The 15,644-nt window shown below is 51.3% G+C and carries 11 protein-coding genes and 1 pseudogene; 10 read left to right on the forward strand and 2 right to left on the reverse strand.

The window, feature by feature from the left end; translation table 11 throughout:
- Positions 1 to 218: 218 nt before the first annotated feature.
- From ACKGJP_RS11990 to ACKGJP_RS12015, 6 genes are all read left to right on the forward strand, one after another.
- On the forward strand, positions 219 to 1,076 hold the full coding sequence (locus tag ACKGJP_RS11990; protein ID WP_409347139.1) for an ABC transporter permease: 858 nt from the start codon (positions 219 to 221) through the stop codon (positions 1,074 to 1,076).
- A gap of 33 nt (positions 1,077 to 1,109) precedes the next feature.
- Positions 1,110 to 1,994 carry a carbohydrate ABC transporter permease gene (locus ACKGJP_RS11995; protein ID WP_409345874.1) on the forward strand — a complete coding sequence of 295 codons (885 nt, stop codon included), beginning with the start codon at positions 1,110 to 1,112 and terminating at the stop codon, positions 1,992 to 1,994.
- A gap of 44 nt (positions 1,995 to 2,038) precedes the next feature.
- Positions 2,039 to 3,346: a Gfo/Idh/MocA family protein gene (locus ACKGJP_RS12000; RefSeq protein WP_409345875.1), complete on the forward strand. Its 1,308-nt coding sequence runs from the start codon at positions 2,039 to 2,041 to the stop codon at positions 3,344 to 3,346.
- A gap of 30 nt (positions 3,347 to 3,376) precedes the next feature.
- Positions 3,377 to 4,432: a Gfo/Idh/MocA family protein gene (locus tag ACKGJP_RS12005; RefSeq protein ID WP_409345876.1), complete on the forward strand. Its 1,056-nt coding sequence runs from the start codon at positions 3,377 to 3,379 to the stop codon at positions 4,430 to 4,432.
- Positions 4,433 to 4,456: 24 nt separating this feature from the next.
- Positions 4,457 to 5,110, forward strand: coding sequence for an SGNH/GDSL hydrolase family protein (locus tag ACKGJP_RS12010; protein WP_409345877.1), 654 nt, complete (start codon positions 4,457 to 4,459; stop codon positions 5,108 to 5,110).
- 227 nt (positions 5,111 to 5,337) lie between these two features.
- Positions 5,338 to 6,858 (forward strand): TniQ family protein, encoded by a 1,521-nt coding sequence (locus ACKGJP_RS12015; RefSeq protein ID WP_409345878.1) that lies wholly within the window; start codon positions 5,338 to 5,340, stop codon positions 6,856 to 6,858.
- Between the two features lie 257 nt (positions 6,859 to 7,115).
- Here ACKGJP_RS12015 and ACKGJP_RS12020 read toward each other — a convergent pair whose 3' ends face one another.
- Positions 7,116 to 9,347, reverse strand: coding sequence for a helix-turn-helix domain-containing protein (locus tag ACKGJP_RS12020; RefSeq protein ID WP_409345879.1), 2,232 nt, complete (start codon positions 9,345 to 9,347; stop codon positions 7,116 to 7,118).
- A gap of 279 nt (positions 9,348 to 9,626) precedes the next feature.
- On the opposite strand from ACKGJP_RS12020, the gene ACKGJP_RS12025 reads away from it, so the two are divergent.
- From ACKGJP_RS12025 to ACKGJP_RS12040, 4 genes are all read left to right on the forward strand, one after another.
- Entirely contained in the window at positions 9,627 to 11,312 is a 1,686-nt protein-coding gene (locus ACKGJP_RS12025; protein WP_409345880.1) for an extracellular solute-binding protein, read from the forward strand.
- Between the two features lie 197 nt (positions 11,313 to 11,509).
- A complete protein-coding gene (locus tag ACKGJP_RS12030) occupies positions 11,510 to 12,805 on the forward strand; it encodes a Gfo/Idh/MocA family protein (RefSeq protein ID WP_409345881.1) in 1,296 nt (431 codons plus the stop codon).
- 433 nt (positions 12,806 to 13,238) lie between these two features.
- Positions 13,239 to 14,138 carry an ABC transporter permease gene (locus ACKGJP_RS12035; RefSeq protein ID WP_409347140.1) on the forward strand — a complete coding sequence of 300 codons (900 nt, stop codon included), beginning with the start codon at positions 13,239 to 13,241 and terminating at the stop codon, positions 14,136 to 14,138.
- Between the two features lie 18 nt (positions 14,139 to 14,156).
- Positions 14,157 to 15,041, forward strand: coding sequence for a carbohydrate ABC transporter permease (locus ACKGJP_RS12040; RefSeq protein ID WP_409345882.1), 885 nt, complete (start codon positions 14,157 to 14,159; stop codon positions 15,039 to 15,041).
- A gap of 177 nt (positions 15,042 to 15,218) precedes the next feature.
- On the opposite strand, the pseudogene ACKGJP_RS12045 reads toward ACKGJP_RS12040, so the two are convergent.
- Positions 15,219 to 15,624: pseudogene (locus ACKGJP_RS12045) on the reverse strand (Gfo/Idh/MocA family oxidoreductase); the annotation flags it as partial.
- Positions 15,625 to 15,644 lie beyond the last annotated feature (20 nt).

Below are 15,644 nucleotides of genomic sequence, written 5' to 3' on the forward strand. Positions count from 1 at the left end.
GCCGCGTGCAGCTAAGACCTGCTGTCGGCTTGCGGAGCGTATTGCAACGCCAATGATGCAGAGCGACAATGGTATTCGAATGCGCGTTTGAAGCAAAAATATACGCGGAGCGCGGGGAACGAGGCAATGCGATTGCTTCGTCCCTCCTTCCGCGGGCTGCAAGGAGGACAGCATGGGTGAAAACGAAACGATTCGGCAGGGAGCTGCCGCTCCATTTGATGATACTGCCCGGAGCCTTGCTTATCTTGATTTACCACTACATTCCGATGGCGGGCGTGGCGATCGCATTTCAGAAATATGTGCCGATTCGGGGAATTACCGGTTCTCCGTGGGTAGGCTTCGATAATTTTATTTTTGTGCTGCAGCTGCCCGATACGATGAAGGCGGTAACGAACACCTTGACGATCGCGGTGATGAAGGTCGTTGCCGGCCTCGTCGTCCCGATCGGCATCGCACTGCTATTGAACGAGATCGGCAGAACGACGTTCAAGCGAACGGTGCAGACGCTGATTTATTTGCCGCATTTTTTGTCGTGGACGATTTTGGCTGGCATTTTGATCGACGTGCTGTCTCCTTCATCCGGACTGGTGAATCAGGCATTGAAGCTTTTCGGACTGGAACCGATCTTTTTCCTCGGGGACAACCGGTGGTTTCCGTTTACTTTGGTCATTTCCAACGAGTGGAAGGAGTTCGGCTTCAGCACGATCGTCTATTTGGCGGCCCTCGCCGGCATCGATCCTTCGCTTTACGAATCCGCGGTCATAGACGGGGCAGGCCGCTGGCGCCGGACATGGCATGTGACGCTGCCGGGCATCCGCCCGATCGTCGTGCTGCTGATGACGCTAAGCTTGGGTCAAATTTTAAACGCGGGATTCGAGCAAGTATTCAATTTATACAGCCCGATCGTGTACGAAAGCGGTGACATTATCGATACGATGGTATACCGGATGGGGCTGATCGACGCGCAATACAGCTTTGCAACGGCGATTGGTCTGATGAAGGCGCTCGTATCGCTGTTTTTGATCGCGGTCTCTTATTTTCTGGCTTATCGATTCGCCAACTATCGCATTTTTTAAATGCTTGCAGAAATCTAGAGGGGAGGTGTTCGCGTGGTTGATACGCCAACCTTTGGCAGACGTTTGTTTGTCATGGTCAATTACTTTTTTATGGTGCTGCTCGCTTTTTTGTGTCTGGCTCCGCTCATTAACGTGTTGGCCGTTTCCTTCAGCTCCAGCACGGCTGTGGCTTCGGGTAGGGTGACGCTATGGCCCGTCGAGTTTACGACAGAGGCGTATGATTTCGTGATGCAGAAGCGCGCGTTTCTCGACTCGTTTCTCGTTTCCTTGAAGCGTCTGCTCCTGGGCACGTCGATCAACATGTCGCTTGCCGTATTGATCGCGTTCCCGCTGGCGAAGGAGGCGTCTGCATTCCGGTTCCGCACGGTGTATGTGTGGTTCTTCTTCGTCACGGCTTTGTTCGGCGGCGGATTGATACCGACCTACTTGACGGTCAAGGAGACCGGACTGATGGATACGATTTGGGCGCTCGTCTTGCCGAATGCGGTTCCCGTGTTCAGCGTGATCCTGCTGCTTAACTTTTTTCGCAGCTTGCCGAAGGAATTGGAGGATGCGGCCTATATCGACGGCGCCGGGTATATGCGGACGCTGTGGAGCCTTTATATCCCGCTTTCCAAGCCGGTGCTCGCCACCATTCTGCTGTTTACGATGGTCGGCCACTGGAATACGTGGTTCGACGGGTTAATCTATATGAACGATCCGAAAAATTACCCGCTGCAAAGCTATTTGCAGACCATTATCATTCAGCACGATTTTAGCGCGCTATCGGACGCCGAGATCGAAATGATGCGAAAGCTGTCCGACACGACGGTCAAGTCGGCGCAAATTTTTCTTGCGGCTTTGCCGATCATTCTCGTTTATCCGTTTTTGCAACGCTTTTTTATTAAAGGCATCGTGCTTGGCAGCGTAAAAGGCTGACCGCTCGATTGCTGCAAATGTCTAACCGGTTGGAGGTTCATGTCATGTTGTACGATTTGCAAGCGAGTACTCGCTCCGAACATTCGCCCATTACCGCTGTCATCGTCGGCGCCGGGCACCGAAGCATGCTTTACGCATCCTATGCGAACATCGCCCCCGATGCGCTGCGCATTGTCGGCGTCGTCGACCCTGATGAAGTGCGGCTAAAGGAGGCCGCGGCACGCTACGGCATACCGCCGGAGCGGTGCTACCCCACGGTGGAGGCGCTGGTCGGCGGCGGAGAACGGATTGCCGATGCGGCGATCAACGGGACGATGGATAGTCTGCACGTCGCGACGACCATTCCGCTGCTGCGGGCGGGGTATCATGTGCTGCTTGAGAAGCCGATCGGCACGACGGAAGCGGAAGTGCTGCAGCTGCTTGAGGCTTCGACGGCGCATCGCGCCACCGTGATGATCTGCCACGTTTTGCGGTATGCCCCTTTCTATGCGGAAATTCGCCGCAGGGTAGCCGCCGGCGAGATCGGCGACATTCTCAATTTGCAGCTTGCCGAGCATGTCAGCTACCATCATATCGCCTCGGTATTTGTCCGCGGCAAGTGGAATCGCAAGGACAATGGCGGGTCGACCATGCTGCTGCAAAAATGCTGCCACGATATGGACCTGCTCGCTTGGATGAAAAGCGGCATTGCGCCCGTGCGGGTCGCCAGCTTCGGGGGCCGCATGTTTTTCCACGAGGAGAATGCGCCGGAAGGCGCAGGCAGTCGCTGCCTGGTCGATTGCCCGATTGAAGCGTCGTGCCTGTATTCCGCGCGAAAGCATTACATCGAGCATGGACTTTGGGGACCTTATGTGTGGCACGGCATCGAGTCGCTGAGCCTGACCCCGACAATCGGGCAGAAGACGGAGTCGCTTCGTACGGACAATCCGTTCGGGCGCTGCGTCTGGCGCTGCGACAATACGGTCGTCGATCATCAGTCCGTGCTCGTCGAATTTGCGGACGGATCGACGGCAACGTTCAATATGGCGGGCAACGCATCGAAGCCATGCCGCTCAATCCGGCTCATCGGGACAACAGGCGAAATCGAAGGAGTGCTTGAAGACGGCTTCTTCGTTGTTCGGCATCCGGACCTTCGCTCGCGTTCCGGCTATTCGGAGGAGCGGGTCGACTTGAATGTATCCGGCGACATGCACGGCGGGGGCGATTACCGGCTGATGGAAGATTTTCTGCAAGTGCTTCGGGGGCAAACGCCGTCCCTGTCGACGACGGTTTTGGCGGACTCGATCTATGGGCACAGGATCGGCTTCGCGGCCGATCGCGCGCTGGAGGAAGGCAAATGGGTTGAATTGTAACGAAAACACGCAAGGAAGAGGGAGTGAACCATGACCAAAATTCGCATGGGCATTATCGGCTGCGGCGGTATGGCGGCAGCACATTTTAGCGGCTACAAGGAGCTTGGCGATCATACGGAGGTGACGGCGGTATGCGACATCGAGCCGGAACGCGCGCAGTCGGCGGCGAGCCAGCTCGGCATCACGACGGCCGTTACCGATTATCATGAATTGCTGGAGCATGTCGATGCGGTATTGATCGTGCTTCCGCACCATTTGCATTACGAGGTGGGCATGACGTGCCTGCAAGCAGGGAAACACGTGCTCATGGAGAAGCCGATGTGCAATACCGAGGAGCAATGCCTTGATTTGATTCGTACGGCGGATCAGCGCGGGTTGATCCTTATGACAGCTTACCCGGTTCGTTTCTGGCCGATTATCGTGAAGCTGAAGGAGCTCGTCGATTCGAAACAATACGGCGATGTGTTTCATATGTCGATATGGACGGAACAGTTTACGAAATACCACGACGGCCATTGGGCCCATTCCGCCGCAACTCTCGGGGGCGGGCAGTTTTTCAGCCATGGTTGCCATTACGTCGATCTGATGCTTTGGTTCCTGGGGCGCCCGGTGCGGGGAACGCACATGGGGACGAATTTCGGCACGCCATGGATGGAAAAAGAAGGAACAAGCGATGTTGTCATTGAATTCGAAAGCGGCGCTGTCGGCTATCATTTCGGTACATGGGGCGCGCGAGGCACCCGGCTCGGTTACAGCATTCACGTTCATTGCACGGAAGGCATGCTGGAAGCGAATTTAAAGGAATGGAAGCTATACGCGCATACGAATATCCGGGAGGAGAAGGCGAATTTGGATACCGCTTCGCGGACCAAGCTGTTGTTGGAAGCACCGCAAGGCGGGAAAGGCACGCATTATGAAATTCTGCATTTCCTCGATTGCATCCGCACCGGGAAAAAGCCGTTGGTCGACGGGCCGGCAAGCCTGCAAAGCTTGCGTGTCATATGGCGGTTATACGAAGCGGAACACAATAACACGGTTGCCGACCTGCGCGGTTTGGGTTTGGACGAAGTCGCGACGATAAGCTGAAATAGAAGGGACTATGAGGGACAGATGGTCATTGTCGGTTTTGGCGACAGTATCACAGCAGGTGTTCGGGTTGGGGAGGACGAATCGTATTTGCAGAGACTCGGGCAGCGGTTCGAATGTGCGATTCATAATGAAGGCGTAGCCGGGAACACCTCCGCGCAAGGCTTGGCGCGACTGCAAACGGTACTGGAACGAAAGGCGGATATTTGCATCGTTGCGTTCGGGATGAACGATCACGTTATGGAAAGGGCCCATTGTCCGAGGGTGGATGTGCTCGCATTCCGCCAAAACTTGATGGAGATATGCCGTGCGCTGACCGCAGGCGGAGCAACTCCGATTCTATGTACGATCCATCCTATTATTGAGGGAGGACCTGAATCGTATTACTATGCCAGAAGCCCGCAGGAATGGTATAAAGCAAGCGGGGGAGCGCAAGTGCGGATCGACATGTACAGCCGTACGATCCGCGAAGTTGCCGAAGCGTGCGGCGTTGCGCTTGCCGACATTGCGCTGGCTTGGGCGGCTCGTCTGGCAAATGGCGGAAGCTTGCATGATCTGTTGCTTACCGTGGAGAACAGCGGCAAAGACGACGGTGTCCATCCTTCGCCGGAAGGTCATCGCGTGTATGAGGTGTGTATTGCGGAGACGATCGAACGGGCGCTCCGTCATTGTCCGTAAAGGGCTGGGCTAATGATTTTTGCCGACCAGTACAGCGGGATTTATGCCGAACATGTACCCAAGTTTTTATTACACGGATTCGCTGTATATTTATGCAGTAAATGAATATTCATTAAATATCGCTCTAAATTTTTTTCTAACGAATTCTGCAACAAACCACCTATTGTGTTGTTATGCAGAGATGTTTCTAGCGAATTTTGAAACAACAAAAACGGAGCCACGTGGGTTTGCGTGCTCCGTTTTCTAATGTTTTGAAAGATTGTGATGTTACTATAAAAAACTCGATTTTGCATGCAGGTATCGGAAGTCTTAAAACTAAGGTATGTCCTAAATGTTTAGAATATTGCGGTTATCAGAGGAAAATATGGGATTGCCATTTTTATTTAGTTTGTCCTGTTCATAATTGTAAGTTAATTGAGAATTGTCCGAAATGCAATTTACTCATCTCATCTTATCGTAGAAATGTTCTACAATGTGAATGCGGTTTTATGTATCCAGATGCTACTGTGGATCCTTGTGAACATGAAGAAATTTTGGGATTTTCAAAGATTCTCCATAATAAATTATATAGTAAAAGTGAATTTGGTATACAAATATTACATTGTCTAGATCATCTTGATTTTGCTCAAATAATATATTTAGTTGCGCATTTAAGCATGAAGATATCCAAATCGTTTTACAATAAACGTTTGAATTTTAACAATTTTGATTTTAATAACTTGGAACAAATCATATTAAAAGTAATTCGCAGCTTTACCGATCTACCGAGTAGTTTTCACCTACTTCTCGATGAAATTTATCGATTACATAATAAAGAGGGATATACATTATATTCAAGCAAGATACACATGGTAATGATTGGTAATTTGTTAAAACCTGAATACAGGTTTATTTTAGAACCTTATCATCAATATCTTGAAAAGATCAGAGCTACTCGACCTCAAGACTTGAAAACAAAAGATGGCAGAAGACTAAACAGTCAAGTCAATAACAGCATTACAATTCATAAGTTTCTTTATCCAGAGAAATATAATATAAATAAAGACACTGAGCAAAGCGTATTAGTTCGCTCAGAAGTATGTGAGAGACTAGGGCTTGGAAAAGATGCAATTACTAGATTGTTGAGCTCAGATTATATTGAAACAGTAAGGGGGCCTAAGTTGGATGGCTATCCTATATGGATTATCAAATCTGAAAGTGTAGACAAACTAATATTTACATTTAAGAGTAGAGCAAAAGGAATTAATGAAATTGATAATTCCTATTCATTTATTAGTCTAACTAAAGCTATGCTTATATTAACTGGATATACGCTTACAGTTGTTGATTTAGTGAAATTTGTTTACGATGGAGACTTATGTCCATACAATAAAGGTGACAACGAGAAAATAAGTGACTTTTTCTTTGTTAAAGAAAAGTTAATAGATGTTATTGAAGCGAGATTCGTATCAGTTGAACGAGTAAAACAATTTATGGATGAATCGAAATATAATGTAATGTCATGGGTGAAAAAGGGGTTTTTAAATGCAATAAGAAACAAACATGGATATTTTTTGACAAAAGAGGGAGTTGAAGAATTTAAAAAAACTTACATATCATTGAACGAAATTCTTAAAACATACGGTTTGCTTAACCCTAATCATGCACTAAATGCGTTACTGAAGACCTGTAGGTCAAATTCATGTGGAGATATAGACGGAGGGTACAGCTGCAATTGGTCTATTGACAAATCCTCAATTACGCAATAGAGGGTATGGTAAGCGAATGGTCGATGACCGGTTTCAGGCGACATACTTTCGTTATTCTTTGTAGTTATGCTTGAAGCTGTTGCCCTCGTAGTCGGTGCATTCCTGTTTCAATAATAAGCGAGTCGGTCCCGCGTGAAAGGAAAAGACGCATCCAAAAGCACTCGATAAGAGCGAGGATGGAGGCGTCTTTTTCACGTTCTTTCATATAAAGGCGGGGACATTAACATGGAAAAAAGGTTTGAGGCATTCTGCTTTTCCTACTTCTGCGGATTCAAAATTTTATCGCGGCGGTATTCCCCCGGCGTAATGCCGGTCAGACGCCGGAACATCCGCGTGAACGAGTTGGCGTTCTGGTAGCCGACTTTGGCCGCGATGTCCTGGATTTTCTCCTCGGTTGCCTCAAGCATTTCCTTCGCTTTCTCGATGCGATACTCGTTCAAATAATCACTCAAGTTTTGCCCCGTCTTCTCCTTGAAGTAGTTCCGCAAATAGCCAGTCGAGATGTTCAGCCGGTCGGCGATCAAATCCTGGTAAATGTCGTCCCCGTAATGCTTCTCGATGAAAAGGACGACAAAATCGACGATCGGGTCGCGGGCTTCGCGTTTGTCCCGGATTAGGGCCGATGCCTGCCTGAGCAGATTCCCGATAAACGCGTCGTAATGCTCGAAGGAGACGAGCCGTTCGATCTGATCGAACGGAGAGCCATTCATGTACAGCTCGTGCGTATCGATTTTGTGGGCCAAAAGCGCCATTAGTACTTTGGATATGACATCACTCGCAAATTGGCGGTAATGTAAGGCGGCCGCTTCGCTCTTAGCAAGCCGCTGAAGCGAGCCGCGCGCAAGCGCGAGCAGCTGCGCTTCATTCCCCGCCTCCAGAATAGCGGCGAAGCTGCGTTCTTCTTCGGATGTCCATAGGATAAGCGGTTCGGTGGCGCCTGGGGCTTCCACGATTTGTGTAGTGTCGTCCAATTTGCGGCTTCTTACCATTTCACAAGCAGTCTCATAAGCGGCCGTGAACTCTGTCGGCTCCCACAGGCGATGCTGGCAAGCGATCGTGAGCTGGTAATAGGCTTTATCTTGATCGAATACCCGCTTGAAGTAGCTAAGTTTCCCGAAAATTTCGGAAGAAATGTTTTCATCCGTGAATACGATCGCCAAGATGCGGTCTTTCTCGATTTGCATCGTCATCGAGTCATGGAACTCTTCGCTTATATTCAAATTGATAAATTCCAGAATATAAGTAGCCTTAAGCGGATGCTCGTTGTCAAGCAGCTCGTATTCCCGGGTATAATGAATATGGAACATGATAAAATGGAATGGCCGCTTCGTTTCGATCAGCGACTGTATCTCGGTATCGGCTGCGTGAATACTTTTGATTTTGTCCAGGTAGCCGTATTTTTGCAGCAAAGAGTTTTTGCGGTGAACCGATTCGATAATATGCTCAAGTCCTTTGCTGATCATGTTGAATTCGTGAATATTGCTGCTGGGCCCGATGACCGGATTCATCTGCCTCAGCGACTCGACGATACGCTGAACCGGATTTTTGAAGCGAACGCTGAGCAGTACGGATATGGCAATACTGGCCGCAATCGAGAAGGCGAACAGCGCAAATAGCAGTACGTTCATTTTCATAAGCCGGGAAGCTACGCTTTGATAAGGAACGACACTGACGTAAGTCAGGCCTGACAACGAGCCCTGCTGATAGAAGAAATAGTTGTTTGCATGCAGCGCATAGTCCCGGTCGGGCGTCAGCTCCGGCAGTTTATCCGGCCGGGAGCCTGTGCTGAAGAATAACTCTCCCTCTCGGTTCATGATATAGAATGGATTGTCCGGCGCTTCCTTCAAAGAGGCGAACATGCGATCCGCATCGACGAGCGCCACGGCGTAAAACTGACTTCCGATCTGGCTTTTGACGATAATTGGGAAATAACGGCCTTGGTCCGGCAATATGAGACTGGTCCGGTGTTTGCGAAATTCCGACGATGGATAGGTGCGGAAATGAAAGTCCTCGGTAAATTGCCTGGCCCAGAAGTCGGCGCCATATTCCTGGCTGACGTAGTATTTGCCGAACATGTCCTCCGCCCGCGTATAGCCGTTTTTGTCGATGACGAAGCCTTGCTCCTTGAAGTAAATGAAAACGTTCTCCAAATCAAGATTATAATTGCCGACTATCGTGCTAAACTCGTCAGCCAGTTCATTAATGATCGGAAAGTCGGAGTCGATATTTCCTTTCTTGAGCGCCGCGACCGAGTTGTCGAAATAATACCGGGTCAGCAGATCGTCAAGCTGGCTTAACTGTTTCTCAAAGCCGTCCACCGTCTTGGAAACGTTAATCGAATTGGAAGCGATCAGCTGATCGCGCATTTGACTGAAGAAGAATTGATAAGCAATCACGTTGAAGGCGAAGGAAATAAAGATGACAATCATGAACCCAAGCAGAAGCCTGGCGAACAACGATTTGCCGTTAAGCCGGATGCGACGTTTCATGGTGGTTGTCCTCCATTCCTCTGGCATTTGCGTACGTATAAGTATATAGGATGGAACCGATTTCAACCAGCTTTCCGCGGTATTCCGTTTCGTATCTATTATTCCGGATAGCAGAAACATTGCTTTCCGTGAATTAGTTCCGCTTCGGAATAAATGCGACGAAACGGCTTGTTGTTCAAGCGGGGATAAGCGTTTACTATGAGCATCAGGAACCGGGCGGCGATACGCAGGGCCCGGAAGTCCAAGATGAATATGAATCGGAAAGGGGCCACATAGCAAATGAAAAGAACGGTCAAAATGTTGCTCAGCTTAAGTTTGGCAACGGTTCCAGCGCTTGCTGCATGCAGCAAGACGGACGGATCCGGAGGAAAGCCGGCGGCTACTGGCACGGGCACTACGGGAAAACAAGAAACTGGCGCAACCAAGACGGCGCCGGAGAAGTACGATCCGCCGATCGAGCTGAAGACGGTTAACTACAGCTTCTCAACTACGAAGTTTGCCGACGGGGAAGATATTAATAACAACATTTGGACGCGGACGATTCTGGAGAAGTACGGGATCAAGGTGAATACGCAGTGGTATGTGCCGGAAACGGAGTACCCCAAAAAGACGAACCTGATGATCGCCTCCGGGGAATTGCCCGATTTCTTCGCGGCAACGCCTCAGCAGTTTCGGCAATTATACGAAGCAGGACAGCTCGAGGATATGACGAAGGTGTACAACGATTTCGCACCGGAATCGGTCAAGAAAGTGATGCAGGAGGCCGGAGAAACGGTGCTGAAATCAGCCACTATCGACGGCAAGCTGTTGGCGATCCCGTGGTCCGGAGTGGCCAAGGAAAGTCCGGCAATACTCTGGATCCGCAAAGACTGGAAGGAAAAGCTGGGGCTCCCCGATCCGAAGACGATCGACGATCTGTACGCGATCGCCGACGCGTTCACGAAGAAAGATCCGGACGGCAACGGTAAGGACGATACGTTCGGTCTGGCGATGGACAAGGAGCTCTCGATGGCCAGCGGATTGATGAACGGCTTCGGCGCATACACCGGTTTTATAAGCGGCTCCTACACCGATTTCTGGATCAAGGACGCTTCCGGCAGCTTGGCATACAGCGAGATTCAGCCGCAGATGAAGCAGGCGCTGACGAAGCTCTCAGACATGTACAAGGCTGGTCACTTCGATCCGGAATTTATCGTCAAGGACAATAACAAAGTGTACGAAAGCATCGGCAGCGGCAAAATCGGCATGATGATCGGAGGGCGCGGAACGGCAAACTACCCGCTCATCACGCTTACCCCGAATCAGGAATGGCAGCCATACCCGATGCCGACAGTGGACGGAAAGCCGTTCAAGGCGCAGCTGCCGCTCAATGTTTTCGGCTACTATTGGGTCGTGAAGAAGGGGGCGAAACATCCGGAAGCCCTATTCAAGCTGATGGACTTCTGGCTGCAGACGTTCTACTACAACAAGTCCGATGAAGTATATAACAAATTTTTAGTACCTGCCTCCGCGGTTTGGACGTATTCGCCGGTCAAAATTTATTTGCCGGACATCAGCATCGAGAATTACCGGAAAGGAATCGCTTTTGAGGAAGGCAAGGTCAAACGTGAAGATCTTACTCCGAACCAAAGAGCGATGATTGACAAGATGAACTTGTATAAGGGCGGAAAGAAAGATCTATGGGGCGAAGTTGCGCAGAGCGGCCCCGGCGGGTCGGCCGCCATCATCGACCTCATTATCAAGGAAGACCGGTTCGTGCCGAACCAGTTCTACACAACGCCGACGGCGACGATGGCCGAGCGAAACGAGCAGCTGAAGAAGCTGAGAAACGAAACGTTTGTGAAGATCGTAACCGGCAATTTGGGGCTCGACGCGTTCGACAAATACGTAGCCGATTGGAAGAAGCAAGGCGGGGACATCATCACGAAGGAAGTAAACGATTGGTACGCGACTCAGAAAAAATAATTCGTATGTATCAGATCTGAAAGGCGCAGCGACTGGGCGACAGCCGGGAAATGGTCGTCCATCGATTTTGTGACCGAAATCCTCGAAAGCGTCAAAAGCATGCAAATGATTGCGCTTCTGAACCAGGTCGATGACGCTAATGTGTATCAATAATAACCTGTCGGAATCCGTTTCCGATTGCATGAAAGGAAGACTCCATGAATACATCAAAAGGACTCGTTCCGGCCAATCGTCCCGTAACCGCGGTGATCGTAGGCGCAGGACATCGCAGTCTCGTTTATGCCTCCTATGCGGAGGAGCATCCGGAGGAGCTGAGCATCGTCGCGGTAGTCGACCCCGATCCGGTGCGCAGGCAGCTCGTTGCGGACCAATATAAGCTTGCGGCCGACATGTGCTTCGAGTCGGTAGAGAAGCTAATCGCAAGACCCCGGCTGGCGGATGCCGCGATCAACGGCACGATGGATTCGGTCCATGTCCAAACCTCTTTGCCTTTGCTGAAAGCGGGCTACCATATTTTGCTGGAAAAGCCGATCGGCATTTCCGAGGACGAAACGCTGGAGCTTCTGCAAACGGCCGAACGCTGCGAGCGTCTGGTGATGGTATGCCATGTTCTGAGATACGCACCTTTTTACGCCGCAATCCGCCAAATCATCGAGGATGGCGAAATCGGGAGCATCGTCAATATCCAGACCTCGGAAAATGTCAGCTACCACCATATGGCAATGGGGTTTGTCCGCGGGAAATGGAACCGCAAGGATACGGGCGGCTCCTCCATGCTGATGGCCAAATGCTGCCACGATCTCGATTTGATCGCTTGGATGAAAGGCGGCGTAAGACCGGTGAGCGTCAGCAGCTTCGGGGGCTTGCTGCAGTTCCGTCCCGAGAGGGCGCCGGAAGGGGCGGGCACCCGCTGTCTCACCGATTGCCAAATCGAGGAATCCTGCTTGTACTCCGCGCGTAAGCACTATGTCGAGCAAGGGTTGTGGGTGCCGTACGTTTCCTACAACGAGCATCTCGGGGTGAAGCAGACGCCGGAGCAAATACTGGAGTCGCTGCGGACGGATAATCCGTACGGCCGCTGCGTGTGGCATTGCGATAACGATGTCGTGGATCATCAAACCGTCATCGTGGAATTCGAGGACGGCAGCACGGCCTCCCATAATTTGAACGGGGCGACGTCCAAGCCATGCCGCTCGATTCATATCGTCGGCGAGAAAGGTGAAATTCAAGGCGTGCTGGAGGACGGCTATTTTGTCGTCAGGCATCCCGATCCGCGCCAAGGCAGCGAGTATTCGGAGCGCAAAGTGGAGCTGAACGTGTCCATGGATATGCATGGCGGAGGCGACCTGCGGCTTGTGGCCGATTTCGTGAACGCGCTTCGCGGCGGTACGCCGTCGCTATCCTCCACTTCGTTGGGGAAATCCGTCTACGGCCATCTGATCGGCTATGCGGCGGACCGGTCGCGGGAGGAAGGCAGGATCGTTGCTTTGTAGTACGAAGGAAGTAAACGATTGGTACGCGACTCAGAATAATTCGCATGTATCGGATCCCGAAAGGCGCAGCGACTGCGCCTTTCGCAATTTTGGCGAAAGACGGCTCTATTCCTTACCACAGCAACTATTCCGAACGGCTGCATCGGGGCATTTCCTGCGCAAAGGAATAAAAGTGGCGAAACGGCTCGTTGTAACGGGGGCACAGCGCATCTACGATGGGATTACCGTGGCGGGCGTTGCGGCGGCTGGTATTACAGCTTAAGTGACACATGTGCGATGGGCAGAAGTGCTGAACTGAAGTGACAGCTGATGCGACAGCCGGTACGGCAGCCCGCGCGGCGCAGCGCTAGCGATACGGTCAAGGAAATCGCGGAAAGGGGCATACGATTGTTATGAGACAGACATGCAAGGGGAGGCGACGGCTTTGAGAGCGATGATAACCGCAAAGCGGCTGAGAGAATTGCCGCTCCATCTGATGATATTGCCGGGCGCCATCATCGTATTCATCTATCATTACATTCCGCTGGGCGGACTCGTCATGGCGTTCCAGAAATATATTCCGACCAAAGGCATTTTCGGCTCGGAATGGGTGGGACTGCGCAATTTCACGTACATCTTCGGCTTGCCGAGCACTATGGAGGTGTTCTGGAATACGCTGTTCATCGCAATGATGAAAATTGTTGCCGGGCTCGTTGCGCCGATCGTGACCGCACTGCTGCTGAACGAAATCGTCAAAGTCGCCTTCAAGCGGACGGTGCAAACGCTCATTTATTTGCCGCATTTTTTATCGTGGACGATTTTGGCGGGTATTTTGATCGATATTTTATCTCCTGGACAAGGAATCGTCAATAAGGCGCTCGGTTTGGCGGGCATCGAGCCGATCTTTTTTCTCGGAGATAACAACTGGTTTCCTTATACGCTCGTCATCTCCAATGAATGGAAGGAATTCGGCTTCAGCACGATCATCTATTTGGCCGCGCTGTCGGGCGTAGACCCGTCGTTGTATGAGTCGGCCGTTATCGACGGCGCGGGACGGTGGCGGCAAACGTGGCATATTACGCTTCCCGGCATCCGGCCGGTCATCATTCTGCTTATGACGCTCAGTCTGGGGCAAATTTTGAATGCGGGCTTCGAGCAGGTGTTCAACCTGTACAGTCCTTACGTGTATGAAAGCGGCGATATTATCGATACGATGGTATACCGGATGGGACTGGAGAACGCCCAGTACAGCCTAGCGACCGCAGTTGGATTGCTGAAATCGGTCGTATCGCTCGCGATGATCTCGGTATCCTATTTGCTGGCTTACCGACTGGCCAATTATCGCATCTTCTAGAGAAGGGGGGAGCCTGAAGTGGTTGAAAATCCGTCATTGGGCCGTAGGCTGTTTGTTGCCGGAAATTACATTTTTATGGCGTTTCTTGCCTTCATGTGCCTGTTTCCTATCATTCATGTTCTCGCGGTATCGTTCAGCTCGAGCTCAGCCGCGGCCGCGGGGAGAGTCGGGCTATTGCCGGTTGAATTCACGATCAAGGCTTACGAATTCGTCGTCCGTAAAGTGGAATTTACCCGGTCGTTCGGCATATCGCTGCAGCGGCTTGTGCTGGGAACGGTCATTAACATGGTTATGTGCGTCGTGATCGCCTATCCGTTGTCCAAAGAGGCGCGCGATTTTAAAATGCGCACGATTTACGTCTGGTACTTCTTCCTTACCGTTCTGTTTGGCGGAGGGCTTATTCCGACCTATATGACCGTGAAGCACACCGGGTTGATGGACACGGTTTGGGCGCTCGTGCTGCCGGGAGCGGTTCCGGTGTTCAACGTCATTTTGCTGCTTAACTTTTTTCGGGGGTTACCAAGAGAATTGGAGGAAGCCGCCTTCATCGACGGCGCGGGACATTTGCGTACGCTGTGGAGCTTGTTTATCCCGCTGTCCAAGCCGGTGCTCGCAACGGTGCTGCTGTTTACGATGGTCGGCCACTGGAACGCATGGTTCGACGGGCTCATCTATATGAACGATCCGACCAACTACCCGCTGCAGAGCTACTTGCAAACGGTCGTTATCCAGCAGGATTTCAGCGGCATGTCGGACAGCGATGTGGAAATGATGAAGCAATTGTCCAGCAAGACGGTCAAATCGGCGCAAATTTTCCTCGGCGCATTGCCGATTTTGGCTGTGTATCCGTTCCTGCAGCGGTTTTTCGTCAAGGGGATCGTGCTTGGCAGCGTTAAAGGATGAGCGGACGGCAAGAGCCTCGCTGCGGTTTCGCGGTTGCGGGCCGGATGCCCGGCGGTTGCCTTTTTTCTTGAAGCGGGTTGCTGCATACTCGCGGCTTCGTGCATGAAAAGGCCCGTCCGGCAATTCCGGACGGGCCTCTTGTCGCTGCAATACGGCGATCGGTCGACCATTTTTCGCTTAGAACGAAATTTCCGTTCCTTTTTCTGCGGATTCATAGATGCCGCACAAAATGTTCATCATCTCGACGCCGTCTTGAACAGGGCTGAGCGTTTCTTTGCGGCTGAAGCACGCATCGACGAAGTGGTCGATCTCGTCTTGCAAGCGGGCGATGAAATCAAAGCCTTTTTTTGTTGATTTGCGGATCGATATTGAGAATCGTGTTGTATTTCTCCGAAATGAAGCTCAGCTCCGGCTTGAGCTCGACGCCGCCTTTGTCGCCGTAGAGCTTGACGGTGATTTCGTCTTTCTTCGCGTGCAGCGTGAAGCTGACGTCAACGAGATGCGATGCGCCGTTCTTGAAGCGGATAAGGGCATTCGCCATATCCTCGACATCGTTCGCATCAGGCGTGTAGTCGGCCGCTCTGACTGATACCCAGCTCGTTA

The sequence above is a fragment of the Paenibacillus litoralis genome (genome assembly GCF_046244365.1).
Classification (GTDB): domain Bacteria; phylum Bacillota; class Bacilli; order Paenibacillales; family NBRC-103111; genus Paenibacillus_V.